Raw genomic sequence first — 18,345 nt, 5'->3', positions numbered from 1 at the left:
TCGCGCCCGCTTCCAGGACCTCACATGCGCGTCTTTAATTTCTCCGCCGGCCCGGCGGCCATGCCCGAAGAAGTGCTGCGCCAGGCAGCCGACGAAATGCTCAACTGGCACGGCAGCGGCATGAGCGTGATGGAAATGAGCCATCGCGGTAAAGAATTCATGTCGATCCACGAGGAAGCGCTGACCGACCTGCGCGAGTTGCTGCAGGTGCCGGCGAGCCATCGCATCCTGTTCCTGCAGGGCGGGGGTCTCGGCGAAAACGCAATCGTGCCGATGAACCTGCTCGGCTCGAAGCCGCGCGCGGATTTCGTCGTGACCGGCTCGTGGTCGCAGAAGTCGTTCAAGGAGGCGCAGAAGTACGGCAGCGTGCATCTGGCCGCGAGCGGCCAGACCGCGGACGGCTTCACCCGCGCGCCGGCGCGCGCGGAATGGCAGTTGTCGGACGATCCCGCTTACGTGCATCTGTGCACGAACGAGACGATCCACGGCGTCGAAACCTTCGAGATTCCGGACCTCGGCGACGTGCCGCTCGTCGCGGACGCGTCGTCGCATATCCTGTCGCGCCCGATGGACATCGCCAAATACGGCGTGCTGTTCGGCGGCGCGCAGAAGAACATCGGCATGGCCGGCGTGACGGTCGTGATCGTGCGCGAGGACATGCTCGATCGCGCAATGCCGATCTGTCCGTCCGCGTTCGAATGGAGGACCGTCGCCGAGAATAATTCGATGTACAACACGCCGCCCACCTACGCGATCTATATCGCCGGGCTCGTGTTCAAGTGGCTGAAGAAGCAGGGCGGCCTCACGGCGATCGAAGCGCGCAACCTCGAAAAGTCGAAGCTGCTGTACGACACGATCGACGCGAGCAGCTTCTATCTGAACAAGGTCGAGCGTGGCTCGCGCTCGCGGATGAACGTGCCGTTCTTCCTCGCCGACGAGTCGCGCAACGAAGATTTCCTGTCCGGCGCGAAAGCGCGCGGTTTGGTGCAGCTAAAGGGCCACAAGTCCGTCGGCGGCATGCGGGCGTCGATTTATAACGCCGTCCCGCTCGAAGGCGTCAAAGCGCTCGTCGAATACATGAAGGAATTCGAGCAGCGCGGCGCCTGAGTCGAGCGACTTGCAGGCGCGCGCATCTTTTCCCGCAGTTTCCCGGCAGGGCTGTATCTCAAGCATGGACGACGAACTCAATAACCGACTCAAACCTCTGCGCGATCGCATCGACGCGCTCGACGCGCAACTGATCGCGCTCCTGAATCAGCGCGCGTCGGTCGCGCTCGAAGTGGGCGAGGTCAAGAAGCATTTCAACGCGCCGGTGTTCCGGCCGGAGCGCGAACAGCAGGTAATCGCGCGTTTGCAGGAGATGAGCGCGGGCCCGCTCGCCGCCGAGCACATCAGCGCGATCTGGCGCGAGATCATGGCGGCGAGCCGCGCTCTCGAAAAGACCATCAAGGCCGCCTACCTCGGGCCGGTCGGCACTTATAGCGAACAGGCGATGCACGAGTACTTCGGTCAGTCGATCGAAGGCCTGCCGTGCCCGTCGATCGACGAAGTGTTTCGCTCGGTCGAAGCCGGCGCCGCCGACTACGGTGTCGTGCCAGTCGAGAATTCGACCGAAGGCGCGGTGTCGCGCACGCTCGATCTGCTGCTGCAAACGCAGTTGATCATCGGTGGCGAGCTGGCTTTGCCGATCCATCACAATCTGCTCACGCAAAACGGCCTCGCCGGCGTGACGCGGGTGTGCGCGCATGCGCAGGCGCTCGCGCAGTGCCAGCGCTGGCTGTCGACCAACGCGCCGCATCTCGAGCGCCAGGCGGTGGCGAGCAATGCGGAAGCCGCGCGGATGGCGGCCGAAGACCCGACCGTCGCGGCGATCGCCGGCGACCGCGCCGCGATCCACTACGGCTTGCAGGTCACCAATGCGCTGATCCAGGACGATCCGCACAACCGCACGCGCTTCGTGATGATCGGCAAGCAGCCGACCGGTCCGAGCGGCCATGACCAGACCTCGCTGATCGTGTCGGTCGCGAACGAGCCGGGCGCGATGGTCAAGCTGCTCGAGCCGCTGTCGCGTCACGGCGTGTCGATGACGCGTTTCGAATCGCGCCCGGCGCGCGTGGGCACGTGGGAGTACTACTTCTATATCGACGTCGAAGGTCATCGCGACGATGCGGCTGTCGCCGCCGCGCTGGCCGGACTCGGCGAGAAAGCCGCGTTCCTGAAGATCCTCGGCTCCTATCCGCGGGCCCGCTAGCCAGGCGGCCCGACGGTTACCGGCCGCGCGATCCGGGCGGCGCCAGCGGCGCCGTCCGGCCATCAACTCAACTACTACAGTCGTTCGGAGATTGTCATGACAGCGTCTTTCGGCCCTTCCTATGTGCGCGCGATCGCGCCGTACATCGCCGGTAAGCCGATTTCGGAGGTGGCTCGCGAGTTCGGCCTCGAAGAGGCAAGCATCGTGAAGCTGGCGTCGAACGAGAATCCGCTGGGCATGCCCGAGTCCGCGCAGCGCGCGATGGCGCAGGCAATCGCCGACCTCGGCCGCTATCCCGATTCGAACGGCTTCGAGCTGAAGGCCGCGCTGAGCGCGCGCTACGGCGTGCCGGCCGAGTGGATCACGCTCGGCAACGGCAGCAACGACATCCTCGAACTCGCCGCGCATGCGTTCGTCGAGAAGGGCGAGTCGGTGGTGTTTTCGCAGTACTCGTTCGCGGTCTACGCGCTTGCGACCCAAGGCGTCGGCGCGCGCGCGATCGTCGTGCCGGCCGTGCGCTACGGCCACGATCTCGGCGCGATGCTTGCCGCGATCACCGACGATACGCGCCTGATGTTCGTCGCCAATCCGAACAATCCGACCGGTACGTTCATCGACGGCCCGACGCTCGAGGCGTTTCTCGACAAGGTGCCGCGCCGCGTGGTCGTGGTGCTCGACGAGGCGTATACCGAGTATCTGTCGGCGGACAAGCGCTATAACTCGATCGCGTGGGTGCGTCGCTATCCGAACCTGCTGGTGTCGCGCACGTTCTCGAAGGCGTTCGGCCTCGCGGGACTGCGCATCGGCTTTGCGATTGCGCAGCCTGAATTGACCGATCTGCTGAACCGTCTGCGTCAGCCGTTCAACGTGAACACGCTCGCGCAGGCCGCGGCGATCGCCGCACTGAACGACAGCGCGTTTCTCGAGAAAAGCGCGGCGCTGAACGCGCAAGGCTATCGCCGTCTGAGTGAAGCATTCGACAAGCTCGGTCTCGAATACGTGCCGTCCGAAGGCAACTTCGTGCTGGTGCGGGTCGGCAACGACAACGCCGCCGGCGCCCGCGTGAATCTCGCGCTGCTGAAGCAGGCGGTGATCGTGCGCCCGGTCGCCAATTACGGCTTGCCGCAGTGGTTGCGCATCACGATCGGGCTGCCGGAGGAAAACGAAGCGTTCCTCGCGGCGCTCGAAAAGACGCTTGCCGAGCCTGCCTCGGCGTAAGCATTGATCCTTGATCCGCGCGTCGAACCTGCAGGAACGGCGCGCTTATTGTCCGTATTGTGTGAGCGACGTGGCCGCGTTTTCCTTTAACAAGCTGGTGATTTTCGGTGTCGGTCTGATCGGCGGATCGCTTGCGCGCGCTTTGCGCGAGCGCGGCGAGGTCGGGGGGGCGCGGACGGTAATCGGCGTCGGACGCAGCGCCGCGTCGACTGAGCGCGCACTGGCGCTGGGCGTGATCGATACCGCCGCCGCGCTCGACGATGCTGCCGCGTTGCGCGACGCGCTTACCGGTGCCGACGTCGTGCTGCTCGCGGCGCCCGTTGCGCAGACGCAGCCGCTGCTCGAACGCATCGCGCCGTATCTCGACGCGCACACGATCGTCACCGACGCGGGCAGCACCAAGTCCGACGTAGTCGCCGCCGCGCGCGCGGCGCTCGGTGCGCGCATCGGCCAGTTCGTGCCTGGGCATCCGATTGCCGGGCGAGAATCGAGCGGTGTCGACGCCGCGTTGCCCGACCTGTACGTGAACCGCAACGTGGTGCTGTGCCCGCTGCCGGAAAATCCGCCGCAAGCGGTCGAGCATGTTGCTGCGATGTGGCGCGCGAGCGGCGCGCTGGTGCGCGAGATGGCGCCCGTGCAGCACGATCGCGTGTTCGCGTCGGTGAGCCATCTGCCGCACGTGCTGTCGTTCGCGCTGGTCGAACAAATCCTCAATTCACCCGATGCCGCGCTGAAGTTTTCGTTCGCGGCCGGCGGCTTTCGTGACTTCACGCGCATCGCCGCGTCGAGCCCGGAGATGTGGCGCGACGTCTGCGTTGCCAATCGCGCCGCGCTGCTCGACGAACTCGATGCGTACACCGCGGTGCTCGCGCGCCTGCGCACCGCGATCGAAGCCGGCGACGGCGCCGCGCTCGAAGCGGTATTCGCCCGCTCGCGCGTCGCCCGCAGCCAATGGCAGGAACAGCGCGCGACCGGCGTGGCTGGCAGCGACGCGTCGAAATAACCGGACACTGGACTCATCATGGACTTCTTCGATCTCGGACCTTATTCCCGTGCAGCCGGCACGGTTCGTCTGCCCGGCTCAAAGAGCATTTCGAACCGCGTGCTGCTGCTCGCCGCGCTTGCCGAAGGCGAGACGACGATCACGAATCTGCTCGATTCCGACGACACCCGCGTGATGCTCGACGCGCTCGAAAAGCTCGGCGTGCGTCTGAAACGCGACGGCGATAGCTGTGTGGTCACCGGCACGCGCGGCGCGTTCACCGCGCGCACGGCCGACCTGTTTCTCGGCAACGCCGGCACGGCGGTGCGCCCGCTGACCGCGGCACTGGCGGTGAATGGCGGCAGTTACCGGATCCACGGCGTGCCGCGCATGCACGAGCGGCCGATCGGCGATCTGGTCGACGGCTTGCGGCAGATCGGCGCGTCGATCGACTATGAGCAGAACGAAGGCTATCCGCCGCTGCGCATCCGTCCCGCGCAGATCACCGCCGACGCGCCGATCCGCGTGCGTGGCGACGTGTCGAGCCAGTTCCTGACCGCGCTGCTGATGACGCTGCCGCTCTTGCGCACCGCGAGCGGCGTGAGCACGGTGCAGGTCGACGGCGAGTTGATCTCCAAGCCGTACATCGAGATCACGATCAAGCTGATGGCGCGCTTCGGCATCAAGGTCGAGCGCCATGGCTGGCACCAGTTCATCGTGCCGGCGGGGCAGCGCTATCAGTCGCCGGGTACGATCATGGTCGAGGGCGACGCGTCGTCGGCATCGTATTTCCTCGCTGCGGGTGCGCTCGGCGGCGGCCCGCTGAAGGTGGAAGGCGTCGGCCGCGCGAGCATCCAGGGCGACGTCGGCTTCGCCGACGCGCTGATCCGGATGGGCGCGAATCTGCAGATGGGCGACGACTGGATCGAGGTGCGCGGGGTCGGCAACGACCACGGCAAACTCGACCCGATCGACATGGACTTCAACCTGATTCCCGACGCCGCGATGACGATCGCGGTCGCCGCGCTGTTCGCGGACGGCACGACCACGCTGCGCAACATCGCGAGCTGGCGGGTGAAGGAAACCGACCGGATCGCCGCGATGGCGACCGAGTTGCGCAAGGTCGGCGCGAAGGTGCAGGAGGGCGAGGATTTCCTCGTCGTCACGCCGCCCGAAAAGCTGATCCCGAACGCGTCGATCGACACCTACGACGACCACCGGATGGCGATGTGCTTCTCGCTGGTGAGCCTGGGCGGCGTGCCGATCCGGATCAACGACCCGAAGTGTGTCGGCAAGACGTTCCCCGATTATTTCGAGCGCTTCACCGCGCTTGCGCAACCCTGATTCAACCCGGATTCGCGTGCGAATCTCCTGACGTGCGACTTTTTAGATGAAACCGACCCGCCCCTTTCACCAGACGCCTGTTATTACGATCGACGGCCCCAGCGCTTCCGGCAAAGGCACCGTCGCCGCGCTGGTGGCGGCGAGCCTCGGCTTTCACCTGCTCGACAGCGGCGCGCTGTACCGGCTCGCGGCGCTCGCCAGCCTGCGCTACGACGTCGCCGCGGACGATATCGACGCGCTGGTCAAGCTGATCGACGACCTGCACATCACGTTCCGCGAGGGCCTCGCGCAACTCGACGGCCACGATGTATCGACTGAAATCCGCGCGGAGGAAGTCGGCACCCGCGCGTCGGCGATCGCCGTTCACGCACCGGTGCGCACCGCGCTGGTGGCGCGTCAGCGGGCGTTCCGCAAGGAACCCGGGCTGGTCGCCGACGGCCGCGACATGGGCACGGTGATCTTCCAGGACGCGGTGCTGAAGGTGTTCATGACCGCCAGCGTCGAGGCCCGCGCGGCTCGCCGGCATAAGCAATTGATCCAAAAAGGATTTTCTGCTAATATAGAGGACTTGCTCCGGGATTTGCGTGAGCGCGACGAGCGTGACAGTCAGCGCGCGGCCGCGCCGCTCAAGCCCGCAGCGGATGCAAAGCTGCTTGATACCTCCGCATTGTCGGTCGACCAGGCGGTCGAGCAGGTGGTGCAATGGTATGAAGCGCTGGTCCCGCAAGCGTGACTTGAAACAGGTGACGCATCGGCGGTCAGCCAGCGGTGGTTCCGTTGCTGGTAGGTGCTTCGCGATGGTCGCGAAGCGTTGTTTTTAACCTTTAACCCCGCGTGGCATTCGCGTGTATGCCGTTCAGCTGACCATTCCGGTCGGCGAGGCGCAGCGAGCACCATGCAAATTCTGATTTTTATGTCCGACCTGCAAACCTCTACCCCGAATACCGAATCTTTTGCGGCTCTGTTCGAAGAGTCGCTGACCAAGCAGGACATGCGCGCCGGCGAAGTGATCTCCGCCGAAGTCGTGCGTGTCGACCACAACTTCGTGGTCGTTAACGCTGGTCTTAAGTCCGAAGCCTACATCCCGCTCGAAGAGTTCCTGAACGACGCGGGCGAGGTAGAAGTGCAGGCGGGCGACTTCGTTTCCGTCGCGATCGACGCGCTGGAAAACGGCTACGGCGACACGATCCTGTCGCGCGACAAGGCGAAGCGTCTGGCTTCGTGGCTGTCGCTGGAAAAAGCGCTCGACAACAACGAACTCGTGACCGGCACGATCACGGGCAAGGTCAAGGGCGGCATGACCGTGATGGTCAACGGCATCCGCGCGTTCCTGCCGGGTTCGCTGGTCGACACGCGTCCGGTCAAGGACACGACCCCGTACGAAGGCAAGACCCTCGAATTCCGCGTGATCAAGCTCGATCGCAAGCGTAACAACGTCGTGCTGTCGCGCCGCGCTGTTATCGAAGCGACCCAGGGCGAAGAGCGCGCAAAGCTGCTCGAAACGCTGAAGGAAGGCGCGATCGTCGAAGGCGTGGTCAAGAACATCACCGACTACGGCGCGTTCGTGGACCTCGGCGGTATCGACGGCCTGCTGCACATCACCGACATCGCATGGCGTCGCGTGCGTCACCCGAGCGAAGTTCTGTCGGTTGGCCAGGAAGTCACCGCGAAGATCCTCAAGTTCGACCAGGAAAAGAACCGCGTTTCGCTCGGTATCAAGCAACTGGGCGACGATCCGTGGGAAGGCATCTCGCGCCGTTACCCGTCGGGCACGCGCCTGTTCGGTAAGGTCACCAACATCACCGACTACGGCGCATTCGTCGAAGTGGAATCGGGCATCGAAGGCCTCGTCCACGTGTCGGAAATGGACTGGACCAACAAGAACGTTGCGCCGTCGAAGGTTGTCCAGCTGGGCGACGAAGTCGAAGTCATGGTTCTCGAAATCGACGAAGACCGCCGCCGTATCAGCCTCGGCATGAAGCAGTGCAAGCCGAACCCGTGGGACGACTTCAGCCGCAACTTCAAGAAGGGCGACAAGATCAGCGGCGCCATCAAGTCGATCACCGACTTCGGCGTGTTCATCGGTCTGCCGGGCGGCATCGACGGTCTGGTTCACCTGTCGGATCTGTCGTGGAGCGAAACCGGCGAAGAAGCCGTTCGCAAGTACAAGAAGGGCGACGAAGTGGAAGCAATCGTTCTCGGCATCGACGTCGAGAAGGAACGCATTTCGCTGGGTATCAAGCAGCTCGAGGGCGACCCGTTCAGCAACTACGTTGCAATGAACGACAAGGGCTCGATCGTCGACGGTACCGTCAAGTCGGTCGACGCGAAGGGTGCCGTGGTCCAGCTGTCGGGTGAAGTCGAAGGCTACCTGCGCGCTTCTGAAATCGCGCAAGACCGCGTGGAAGACGCTCGCAACGTGCTGAAGGAAGGCGACAAGGTCAACGCGATGATCATCAACATCGATCGCAAGTCGCGCGGCATCAACCTGTCGATCAAGGCGAAGGATTCGGCTGAGCAGCAGGAAGCCATCCGTGGCCTCGCTGCTTCGGATTCGAGCGCAGCTGCTACCGGCACGACGAACCTCGGCGCGCTGCTGAAGGCCAAGCTCGACGGCCAGAACCAGTAAGCCTGAGAGGTCTGCTGCAGTATGACCAAATCGGAATTGGTCGCCCAGCTGGCTACGCGATTTCCGCAACTTGTCCTCAAGGATGCGGACTTCGCGGTGAAGACGATGCTCGACGCGATGTCGGAGGCGCTTGCCAAAGGTCATCGCATCGAAATTCGTGGCTTCGGCAGCTTCGGCCTCAACCGCCGTCCCTCCCGCGTCGGGCGCAATCCGAAGTCGGGCGAGAAGGTGCTGGTACCCGAGAAGTACGTACCGCACTTCAAGCCGGGCAAAGAGTTGCGTGAGCGGGTGGATCGCCGTGCGGGCGAGCCGCTGAAAGCCGAAGAGCCGGATGACGACCTGTAGTGACCGCGCTGTGCGTCTTGCAGCGTGGCAAAGCTAGCGTCGTCAGCGGCCAAAGCCAATCGGCAAAAGACCAGGAAAAGCGCCTTCGGGCGCTTTTTTTTTCGCCCGCGTTTTTTGGGGCGGTTGTCCGTGGGGGCGCGCTCCGTGCTGAAAGTGCCCACAAAGAGGCTTCCGGCCATCTGCTGCCCAGCCGCGAGGGCTTCAATTACAATACGGGTCACTTCGGCGCGGGCAACACCGTGGCGCGACGCGTCATCAAGCCGGCGTCACCCCGCAACTGCCGTCAAGAGATCTATTCATGAAATTTTTCGTCTGGCTGATCCGCGTGCTGGTGTTCGTGCTGCTGCTGGTGCTGGCGCTCTCCAACATGCAACCCGCTGCGCTGAATTTCCTCGCCGGCTACACGTGGTCGGCGCCGTTGATTCTGATCGGCCTCGCGTTTTTCGTGATCGGCCTCGTGGCCGGTTTGGTGTCGGCGATGCCCGCAGTCGTGCGTCTGCGCATGGAGAACGGCAAGCTCCGGCGCGAACTGCGCGTTGCGCGCGAAACCCCGGCCGTGGTCGAACAGCCGCCGATGCCGCCGCTGATCTGACCGATTCTGCGCCGCGCGCTTCACGCGCGGCTTTTCGTTGTTTGCTTTCCGCTCATTTGCATTAATCGCATGGATCTAGACTTCTGGTGGCTGCTCGTCATACCCGTCGCGTTCGCGTTTGGCTGGATGGCCGCGCGCTACGACCTCAAGACGCTGCTGTCCGAAAGTGCGAACCTGCCGCGCTCGTATTTTCGCGGCCTTAATTTCCTGCTCAACGAGCAGCCCGACCAGGCGATCGACGCGTTCATCGAAGTCGTCAAACTCGACCCCGAAACGGTCGAGCTGCACTTCGCGCTCGGCAATCTGTTCCGCCGCCGCGGCGAAACGGACCGGGCAATCCGCGTGCATCAGAATCTGCTGAGCCGCACGGATCTGCCTGTTAGCGAGCGCGATCACGCGCTGTTTGAACTCGGCCAGGACTTCCTGAAAGCGGGGCTGCTCGACCGCGCGGAGGAAACCTTTCGCTCGCTGCAGAGCGGCGACTACGCCTTGGGCGCGCAACGCGCGCTGCTGACGATCTACGAGATCGAGAAGGATTGGATCAAGTCGATCGACACCGCGCGTCATCTTGAAACGATGGGCGCGCCGTCGCTCGACAAGGAAATCGCGCAGTTCCATTGCGAGCTCGCGCAGGAAGCGCTGCAGCAGAAGAAGCCCGATGAGGCGCGCCGTCAGCTGGAGCTGGCGCTGAAGGCGAACCCGACCAACGTGCGCGCGACGATCCTGTTCGGCGACGTCGACGCGGCCGGCGGCGCGCCGGAAGCGGCGATCGCGCAATGGCGTCGCGTCGAGGAACAGAATTCCGCGTATCTGCCGCTCGTCGCCGAGAAGATCATGACGGCGTACGAGGCGCTCGGCCGCCCGCAGGACGGTGCCGATCTGCTGACTAGCTGGGTCGACCGTTATCCGAGCAACGATCTGCTCGATGTCGCGTATCAACACGTCGCGTCGCTGCGCGGTGCCGATGCGGCCCATGCGCTCGCGCGCTCGCAGATGCAGAAGTCGCCGAACCTCGCCGGCATGACGCGTCTGCTCGAAGCGCAGCAGGCGGTCGCCGAAGAGCCGCGCCGCAGCGAGCTCGAGCTGATGCGCACGCTCATCCGGCAGCGCACCAAAAACCTGCCGCGCTATACCTGCCAGAATTGCGGTTTCAGAGCGCGGCTTTTCTACTGGCAGTGTCCGGGTTGCAGCGGTTGGGAAACCTATGCGCCGCGCCGCGTCGAGCCGATCACCGCGTCGAGCTGACGCGCCGCCGGCATAACGGTCGGTACCCTTCACCGGAACCCTCTACCGGAAAGCATATGAAAATCACCATTATCGGCACGGGCTATGTCGGTCTCGTCACCGGTGCCTGTCTCGCCGAAATCGGCAACGATGTGTTCTGTCTCGATGTCGACCAGCGCAAGATCGACATCCTCAACAACGGCGGCGTCCCAATTCACGAGCCGGGCCTGCAGGAGATCATCGCGCGCACCCGTGCGGCCGGCCGCATCACGTTCTCGACCGATGTCGCGGCCAGTGTCGCGCACGGCGACGTGCAGTTCATCGCGGTCGGCACGCCGCCCGATGAAGACGGCTCGGCGGATCTGCAGTACGTGCTGGAGGCGGCGCGCAACATCGGCCGCACGATGAACGGCTTCAAGGTGATCGTCGACAAATCGACGGTGCCGGTCGGCACCGCGCAGCGCGTGCGCGCGGTGATCGAAGAAGAGCTCGCGAAGCGCGGGCTTGCCGGCAGCGCGCAGCATCGCTTCTCGGTGGTGTCGAATCCCGAGTTCCTGAAGGAAGGCGCGGCCGTCGACGACTTCATGCGCCCCGATCGCATCGTGATCGGCATCGACGAAGACGAAGCCGGCCAGCGCGCGCGCGAACTGATGAAGCGCCTGTACGGGCCGTTCAACCGCAATCACGAACGCACGCTGTACATGGACGTGCGCTCGGCCGAATTCACCAAGTACGCGGCCAACGCGATGCTCGCGACCCGCATCTCGTTCATGAACGAGATGTCGAATCTCGCCGATCGCGTCGGCGCCGATATCGAAGCGGTGCGACGCGGGATCGGCTCCGATCCGCGCATCGGTTATCACTTCCTGTATGCGGGCTGCGGCTATGGCGGCTCGTGCTTCCCGAAGGACGTGCAGGCGCTGATCCGCACCGCGAGCGAAAGCGGCCACAATCTGCGCATTCTCGAAGCGGTCGAGGAAGTGAACTACGCGCAGAAAGACGTGCTGGTGAACAAGGTCACCGCGAAACTCGGCGAGGACCTGAGCGGACGCACGTTCGCGGTCTGGGGTCTCGCGTTCAAGCCCAATACCGACGACATGCGCGAGGCGCCGAGCCGTCGCGTGATCGGCGAGCTGCTCGCGCGCGGCGCGACGGTGCGCGCGTACGATCCGGTCGCGGTGACCGAGGCACGCCGCGTGTTCGCGATGGACCTGCACGATGCGCCCGAGCAGCTCGCGCGCCTCACGTTCACGAGCACCCAGGACGAAACGCTGACCGGCGCCGATGCGCTCGTGATCGTGACCGAATGGAAGGAGTTCAAGAGTCCTGATTTCGTGCACCTGAAGTCGGTGCTGAAAACGCCGCTGATTTTCGACGGCCGCAATCTGTACGAACCGGACGCGATGACCGAACTCGGCATCGACTATCACGCTATTGGACGGCCCTATGCCCAACCCTCTGAGCTTCCAGCCAATGGCTGAGGCGAAACCCACGCCTCCCACGGCCACGCCGGCGCAGCCGCTGCCCACGGTGCCGCGCGCGCAGCTGGGCGCGGCGCGCGTGCTGGTGGTCGGCGACGTGATGCTCGACCGCTACTGGTTCGGCGACGTCAACCGTATCTCGCCGGAAGCGCCGGTGCCGGTCGTGCACGTGCAGCGCCAGGAAGATCGTCTCGGCGGCGCGGCGAACGTCGCGCGCAACGCGGTCGCGCTCGGTGCGCAGGCGGGTCTCCTGTGCGTGGTCGGCCATGATGAACCGGGCGAGCGAATCGTGCAGTTGCTCGGAGAAAGCGGGGTCACGCCGCATCTCGAACGCGACCCGGCGCTGCTGACGACGATCAAACTGCGCGTGCTGTCGCGCCAGCAGCAACTGCTGCGCGTCGACTTCGAGAACTCGCCCGCGCACGAAGTGCTGCTCGCGGGTCTCGCGCGTTTCGACGAGCTGCTGCCGTCGCACGACGTGATCCTGATGTCCGATTACGCGAAGGGCGGCCTGACCCACGTCACGCAGATGATCGCGAAGGCGCACGCGGCCGGCAAGCCGGTGCTGGTCGATCCGAAGGGCGACGACTGGGAGCGCTATCGCGGCGCGACGCTGATCACGCCGAATCGCGCGGAGTTGCGCGAGGTCGTCGGGCAGTGGAAGTCCGAAGAGGATCTGATCGCGCGCGTGACGAAGCTGCGCGCGGAACTCGAATTCAAGGCGCTGCTGCTGACGCGCTCGGAAGAGGGCATGACGCTGTTTGCCGACGACGGCATCCTGCACGCATCGGCCGTTGCACGCGAAGTGTATGATGTGTCGGGCGCGGGCGACACCGTGATCGCGACGCTCGCCGCGATGCTCGGCGCGGGTCTGTCGCTCGTCGACGCGGTCGGGCTCGCGAATCGCGCGGCCGGCATCGTGGTCGGCAAACTCGGCACCGCCACCGTCGATTACGACGAACTCTTCTCCTGATACCGCCCGCCGGGCGCCGCCGTCGCCGACGGCCCCGCGCCGCGCGAGGCGTCATCCACCGCTCACTATCGCAGGATCATCATGACCGTCATCGTCACCGGCGCGGCCGGTTTTATCGGCAGCAATCTCGTGAAGGCGCTCAATGAGCGCGGCGAACAACGCATCATCGCCGTCGACAACCTGACGCGCGCGGACAAGTTCAGGAATCTGGTCGACTGCGAAATCGACGACTATCTCGACAAGACCGAATTCGTCGAACGCTTCCGGCGCGGCGACTTCGGCAAGGTGCGCGCGATCTTCCACGAAGGCGCCTGCTCGGACACGATGGAAACCGACGGCCGCTACATGATGGAGAACAACTATCGTTATAGCCGCGACGTGCTCGACATCTGCCTCGCGCAGAACGTCCAGTTCCTGTATGCGTCGTCGGCCGCGACCTATGGCGGCTCCAGCCGCTTTGTCGAGGAGCGCGAGGTCGAGGCGCCGCTGAACGTGTACGGCTATTCGAAGTTCCTGTTCGACCAGGTGATCCGCCGCGTGCTGCCGACCGCGAAAAGCCAGATCGCCGGCTTTCGCTATTTCAACGTGTACGGCCCGCGCGAAACGCACAAGGCGCGCATGGCGTCGGTCGCGTTCCACAACTTCAACCAGTTCCGCGCCGAGGGGAAGGTCAAGCTGTTCGGCGAATACAACGGCTATCCGGCCGGCGAACAGACGCGCGACTTCGTGTCGGTCGAAGACGTCGTGAAGGTCAATCTGTTCTTCTTCGACAACCCGGACAAGTCGGGCATCTTCAATCTGGGCAGCGGCCGCGCGCAGCCGTTCAACGACATCGCCAGCACCGTGGTCAATACGCTGCGCGCGCTCGACAACGAGCCGGCGCTGTCGCTCGCCGAGCTGGTGCAGCGCGGGCTGATCGAATACATTCCGTTCCCCGACGCGCTGCGCGGCAAATACCAGTGCTTCACCCAGGCGGACCAGACGAAGCTGCGCGCGGCCGGCTACGACGCGCCGTTCCTGAGCGTGCAGGAAGGCGTCGACCGTTACGTGCGCTGGCTGTTCGGCCAGGTGTAATTAGTACGGCTTCCTCTCTAAACTGGAATCTCCTGGCCGGTGATGGTCGCCGGTCAGTGGCAACAGGGAGATTCCAATATGTTTCGAAAAGTACTGGTTAGCGCGGCGATGCTGGCCGCTTTCGGCCACGCGTATGCGATGGTCGACGTTAATACCGCGGGCGAGGATGCGCTGCTCGGCATCAAGGGCATCGGCCAGGCCAAAGCCAAGGCGATTCTCGACGAACGCACCGCACATGGTCCATTCAAGGATCCAGCCGATCTCGGCAAACGCGTCAAGGGTATGGGCGGGCGTACCGTCGAGCGCCTGCAGGCGGAGGGTCTCGCTGTCGGTCCGGCTGGTGCTGCTGCTAGCACGCAGGTTGCGGTCGCCGGACCCAAAGAGCCCGCCGCGGCTGCCCAGGCCGCCGCGCAGAAAGGTGGCGCCGCAGTGGCGGTGAAGAAATAAGCCGCCGCGGCCGGTGTGTCTGCCGTTCGCGCGGCATGCGTACCGGAGCGCTCGCGTCGTTCGCCGTATCGTTGCGGCTACGCGCTGCCGCGGCGTTTGCGGCGAACGACCACTTCGTTATACACACACACTTTCCCGCGGTTCACCGCCGCGGGCTTTTCTGCGTGAGTCACCGTCTGCATCCATGCGCGCAGCAGGGCCGAACGGCAGCGGCGAACGCCGTGGTTTAGAATCGTTAGATTCAACTCCCACTTTCGCGTCTCGACCGCTAGACCCGCTATGGCATACAAAACGATTGAAGATACGGTCGGCAACACGCCGCTCGTGCAACTCGTCCGGCTTCCCGACGACGAGATCCGCAGCCGCAACAACGTGATTCTCGCGAAGCTCGAGGGCAACAATCCCGCGGGGTCGGTGAAGGACCGGCCTGCTTTGTCGATGATCAAAAGGGCTGAAGCGCGCGGGCGCATCAAGCCGGGCGACACGCTGATCGAATCGACCAGCGGCAACACCGGCATCGCGCTGGCAATGGCCGCCGCGATCCGCGGCTACAGGATGGTGTTGATCATGCCGGAGGATCTGTCGGTCGAGCGCCGGCAGAGCATGGCCGCTTACGGCGCGGAAATCGTGCTGACGCCGGTCAAGGGCGGCATGGAGTACGCGCGCGATCTCGCCGAGCAGATGCAGCGCGAAGGCAAGGGCATCATCCTCGACCAGTTCGCGAATCCGGACAATCCCGCCGCGCATATCGAGGGCACCGGCCCCGAAATCTGGCGCGATACCGAAGGGCGCATCACGCACTTCGTATCGTCGATGGGCACGACCGGCACGATCATGGGCGTGTCGACGTATCTGAAAACGCAGAACCAGCAGATCGAAATCATCGGCGCGCAGCCTGAAGAGGGCTCGCGCATTCCGGGCATCCGCAAATGGCCGGAAGCGTACCTGCCGAAGATTTTCGATCGCAGCCGGGTCGATCGCGTCGAGAACGTGAGCCAGGCGGCGGCCGAAGCGATGGCGCGGCGTCTCGCGTCGGTCGAGGGGATCTTCGCCGGCATCTCGTCGGGCGGCGCGTGCGAAGTCGCGCTGCGGATCGCGCGTCAGGTCGAGAACGCGACGATCGTGTTCATCGTCTGCGATCGCGGCGACCGCTATCTGTCGACCGGCGTGTTTCCCGCGTAAGCGCTCGCGCGGCAGAGGCTTTAAAGCGCACCATCGCGTGTGCGCGACCCAAAGCAAAAAGCGCCGGTCTAGCCGGCGCTTTTTTCATGCTTGCAACGCAAAGCGTGTCGCGCTTCAGCGTGTCACGTATCGCTTACTGCGAAGCGGAATTCGACGGACTGGCCGTGCCTTGCACCGCATTGCCGTTGTTCGCTGCCTTCGCGGCGCTCGCCGCATCGAGCGCTTCCATCTGCGCCTTCACTTTCTGACCGAGCTGATAGACCGCGAGCGCATAGAAGAAGCTGCGGTTGTAACGCGTCAGCACATAGAAATTTTTCAGGCCCAGCTTGAATTCGGTACCGCGCCCCGGCGACGGCAGGTCGACAACTGTCACCGGCGTACTCGCTTCCGCCGCGATATCGACGTTCGGTTCGTTCAGCACGAGCCCGGCGCGCAGCAATTGATCGAGCGGCCAGTGCGGCTCCGGCAGGCCGTTGGCGGCCGCCTGCGCGACGCCGAGACTGCCGATGTCCGAACCGATCCGCCACACCACCGGCCGGCCGCTTTCCCAGCCGTTCTGGCGCAGATAATTCGCGACGCTGCCGATTGCGTCCGCCTCGCTGGTGCGCAGATCGATGCTTTTGTTGCCGTCGTAGTTCACCGCGTATTGCACGATGCTGCTCGGCAGGAATTGCGGAATGCCGATCGCGCCCGTGTACGAGCCGAGCACCGTGGTCGGGTCGATCTGCGCGTCGCGCGTCCACACCAGATAGTCTTCGAGATTCTTTCGGAAGGTGGCCTGGCGGTCCGCGCGATTCGCGGTATTCGGATAGTCGAAGCTGAGCGTGGTCAGCGCGTCGAGCACGCGGAAGTTGCCCATGTAGCGGCCGTAGATCGTCTCGACCCCGATGATGCCGACGATCACCTCCGGCGGCACGCCGAACTCCTGGGACGCGCGTTGCAGCGTGTCCTGGTTCTCGCGCCAGAACTGCACGCCGGCATTCACCCGCACCGGATCGAGAAAGCGCGCCTGATACGCGCGCCAGTTCTTGACCGACGGCGTCGGCGACGGCGTGACCAGCTTCACCGCGGTCGCCGAATAGCTGACGCCGGCGAACAGCGCGTGCAGCGACGCTTCGTCGAAGTCGTAGCGCGCGACCATCTCGCTGATGAACGCATCGACGTTCGCATTGTTCGCGTAACGCTGCGGAATGATCTCTTCCTCAAACATTTGCCCTTGCGGCACGGCCTGCTGCGGCTGACTCTGCGCGACCTGCACCGGCGCCTTTTTCGCGACCTTTTGCGCGCTCGCGGGCGCCGCGGCGATCAACAGGCACGCTGCGACGGACAGTGAGGCGGTAAGGGTAGCGAGGCGAAGCGGGGTGCGTGGGGATCGTGCGGACAAAGCAAGCTTGACGGTCATGGTGAGCAGTGAGCGCGATGCGTGAAGGACGGGAAGCGGCAGCAACGAAAAACGCGAACGACGGGTCGGGGCAGTATACCCGACGCCTTTCGCAACACCGTGCCGAATCTGCGACAGCGCCGCCGGCGCGGCCGCCTGTGGTAACTTGACGAAGATGGGCGCGCGGCGTATCGCAACGAGCGCGCCGTTCGACGGAGACACGCCGCGCGCATCGCGATGCGCCACGCCACGCCACGCGGACAAGAAACGAGACGAGACGCAGATCCGAACTATGGCAACAGGCTTCTATTCCCATCCCGACTGTCTGCTGCACGACATGGGGCAGTGGCATCCCGAATGTCCGGCACGCCTGCAGGCGATCGAGGATCAGCTGATCGCGAGCCGCATCGACGCGCTGCTCGAGCGCGAGTGCGCGCCGCTCGCCGACGAAGCCGCGCTGCTGCGCGTGCACACGCGGGCGCACGTCGACTACATCCGCGGCCTCGCGCCGAGCGAGGGCCTTGCGGAAGTCGATCCCGACACGTCGATGAACCCGCATACGTGGCAGGCCGCGTTGCGCGCGGCGGGCGCGGCGGTGGCCGCCACCGACGCGGTGATCGAAGGCCGTTACGAAAACGCGTTCTGCAGCGTGCGGCCGCCCGGCCATCACGCGGAGCCGGCCCGAGCGATGGGCTTCTGCTTTTTCAACAACGTCGCGATCGCCGCGCGCCATGCGCTCGACGTGCATGGACTGCAGCGCGTCGCGATCGTCGACTTCGACGTGCATCACGGCAACGGCACCGAGGCCGCGTTCTCGGGTGACCCGCGCGTGCTGATGTGCAGCATCTTCCAGCACCCGTTCTATCCGTTTACCGGCGCCGACAACCAGTCGCCCAACATGTGCAACGTGCCGATGTCCGCGCGCTCGAACGGGATGGCGGTGCGCGAGGCGGTCGACATGCTGTGGCTGCCGCGCCTGGACGAGTTCAAGCCGGAGATGCTGTTCATCTCGGCGGGTTTCGACGCGCATCGCGAAGACGACCTCGGCAACATGGGACTCGTCGAAGACGACTACGCGTGGATCACTGACCAGATGCGCGAAGTCGCGCGGCGCTATGCGCGCGGGCGCATCGTCAGCTGTCTGGAGGGCGGCTACAACCTTTCGGCGCTCGGGCGCAGCGTGGTCGCGCATCTGCGCTCGCTGGCGGAGATCTGATTTGAT

At 64.7% G+C, this 18,345-nt stretch carries 18 protein-coding genes; 17 read left to right on the top strand and 1 reads right to left on the bottom strand.

The window, feature by feature from the left end; all coding sequences use genetic code 11:
* Positions 1–24: 24 nt before the first annotated feature.
* The 16 genes from serC (at position 25) to cysM (ending at position 15,742) form a co-directional block, all read left to right on the top strand.
* Entirely contained in the window at positions 25–1,107 is a 1,083-nt protein-coding gene (gene serC, locus LJ656_RS21015; RefSeq protein ID WP_230511285.1) for a 3-phosphoserine/phosphohydroxythreonine transaminase, read from the top strand.
* Positions 1,108–1,171: 64 nt separating this feature from the next.
* Positions 1,172–2,251: a prephenate dehydratase gene (gene pheA, locus LJ656_RS21010; protein ID WP_230511284.1), complete on the top strand. Its 1,080-nt coding sequence runs from the start codon at positions 1,172–1,174 to the stop codon at positions 2,249–2,251.
* Between the two features lie 96 nt (positions 2,252–2,347).
* Complete coding sequence (hisC, locus tag LJ656_RS21005) at positions 2,348–3,469, top strand: histidinol-phosphate transaminase (protein WP_230511283.1); 1,122 nt, start codon at positions 2,348–2,350, stop codon at positions 3,467–3,469.
* Positions 3,470–3,530: 61 nt separating this feature from the next.
* A complete protein-coding gene (locus LJ656_RS21000; protein WP_230511364.1) occupies positions 3,531–4,472 on the top strand; it encodes a prephenate dehydrogenase in 942 nt (313 codons plus the stop codon).
* Between the two features lie 18 nt (positions 4,473–4,490).
* Positions 4,491–5,795: a 3-phosphoshikimate 1-carboxyvinyltransferase gene (gene aroA / locus LJ656_RS20995; RefSeq protein ID WP_230511282.1), complete on the top strand. Its 1,305-nt coding sequence runs from the start codon at positions 4,491–4,493 to the stop codon at positions 5,793–5,795.
* A 46-nt stretch (positions 5,796–5,841) separates the two neighbouring features.
* On the top strand, positions 5,842–6,528 hold the full coding sequence (gene cmk / locus LJ656_RS20990; protein ID WP_230511281.1) for a (d)CMP kinase: 687 nt from the start codon (positions 5,842–5,844) through the stop codon (positions 6,526–6,528).
* 162 nt (positions 6,529–6,690) lie between these two features.
* The gene (gene rpsA, locus LJ656_RS20985; RefSeq protein ID WP_230511280.1) at positions 6,691–8,424 is read left to right on the top strand and encodes a 30S ribosomal protein S1; all 1,734 of its coding nucleotides are present in this window, start codon (positions 6,691–6,693) and stop codon (positions 8,422–8,424) included.
* A 21-nt stretch (positions 8,425–8,445) separates the two neighbouring features.
* The gene (locus LJ656_RS20980) at positions 8,446–8,769 is read left to right on the top strand and encodes an integration host factor subunit beta (RefSeq protein WP_006050255.1); all 324 of its coding nucleotides are present in this window, start codon (positions 8,446–8,448) and stop codon (positions 8,767–8,769) included.
* Positions 8,769–9,071: a hypothetical protein gene (locus LJ656_RS20975; protein ID WP_230511279.1), complete on the top strand. Its 303-nt coding sequence runs from the start codon at positions 8,769–8,771 to the stop codon at positions 9,069–9,071. Before LJ656_RS20980 ends, LJ656_RS20975 begins: the two co-directional genes overlap by 1 nt.
* Positions 9,068–9,361 (top strand): LapA family protein, encoded by a 294-nt coding sequence (locus LJ656_RS20970; RefSeq protein WP_075302024.1) that lies wholly within the window; start codon positions 9,068–9,070, stop codon positions 9,359–9,361. Before LJ656_RS20975 ends, LJ656_RS20970 begins: the two co-directional genes overlap by 4 nt.
* Before the next feature lie 69 nt (positions 9,362–9,430).
* Positions 9,431–10,606: a lipopolysaccharide assembly protein LapB gene (gene lapB / locus LJ656_RS20965; protein ID WP_230511278.1), complete on the top strand. Its 1,176-nt coding sequence runs from the start codon at positions 9,431–9,433 to the stop codon at positions 10,604–10,606.
* Between the two features lie 56 nt (positions 10,607–10,662).
* On the top strand, positions 10,663–12,066 hold the full coding sequence (locus LJ656_RS20960; RefSeq protein ID WP_230511277.1) for a UDP-glucose dehydrogenase family protein: 1,404 nt from the start codon (positions 10,663–10,665) through the stop codon (positions 12,064–12,066).
* Entirely contained in the window at positions 12,032–13,039 is a 1,008-nt protein-coding gene (rfaE1, locus tag LJ656_RS20955) for a D-glycero-beta-D-manno-heptose-7-phosphate kinase (RefSeq protein ID WP_230511276.1), read from the top strand. Before LJ656_RS20960 ends, rfaE1 begins: the two co-directional genes overlap by 35 nt.
* An 81-nt stretch (positions 13,040–13,120) precedes the next feature.
* Positions 13,121–14,113, top strand: a complete 993-nt coding sequence (gene rfaD / locus LJ656_RS20950) for an ADP-glyceromanno-heptose 6-epimerase (protein ID WP_230511275.1) — start codon at positions 13,121–13,123, stop codon at positions 14,111–14,113.
* 78 nt (positions 14,114–14,191) lie between these two features.
* Positions 14,192–14,560, top strand: coding sequence for a ComEA family DNA-binding protein (locus LJ656_RS20945; RefSeq protein WP_230511274.1), 369 nt, complete (start codon positions 14,192–14,194; stop codon positions 14,558–14,560).
* 279 nt (positions 14,561–14,839) lie between these two features.
* Positions 14,840–15,742: a cysteine synthase CysM gene (cysM, locus tag LJ656_RS20940; protein WP_230511273.1), complete on the top strand. Its 903-nt coding sequence runs from the start codon at positions 14,840–14,842 to the stop codon at positions 15,740–15,742.
* Positions 15,743–15,875: 133 nt separating this feature from the next.
* Here cysM and mltB read toward each other — a convergent pair whose 3' ends face one another.
* A complete protein-coding gene (mltB, locus tag LJ656_RS20935; RefSeq protein WP_230511363.1) occupies positions 15,876–17,054 on the bottom strand; it encodes a lytic murein transglycosylase B in 1,179 nt (392 codons plus the stop codon).
* Between the two features lie 361 nt (positions 17,055–17,415).
* Between mltB and LJ656_RS20930 the strand changes: the two genes are divergently transcribed.
* Positions 17,416–18,339 carry a histone deacetylase family protein gene (locus LJ656_RS20930; protein ID WP_230511272.1) on the top strand — a complete coding sequence of 308 codons (924 nt, stop codon included), beginning with the start codon at positions 17,416–17,418 and terminating at the stop codon, positions 18,337–18,339.
* Positions 18,340–18,345 lie beyond the last annotated feature (6 nt).

It is taken from the genome of Paraburkholderia sejongensis (assembly GCF_020880815.1).
GTDB lineage: Bacteria > Pseudomonadota > Gammaproteobacteria > Burkholderiales > Burkholderiaceae > Paraburkholderia > Paraburkholderia sejongensis.
This window is presented reverse-complemented; position numbering and strand designations above follow the sequence as displayed.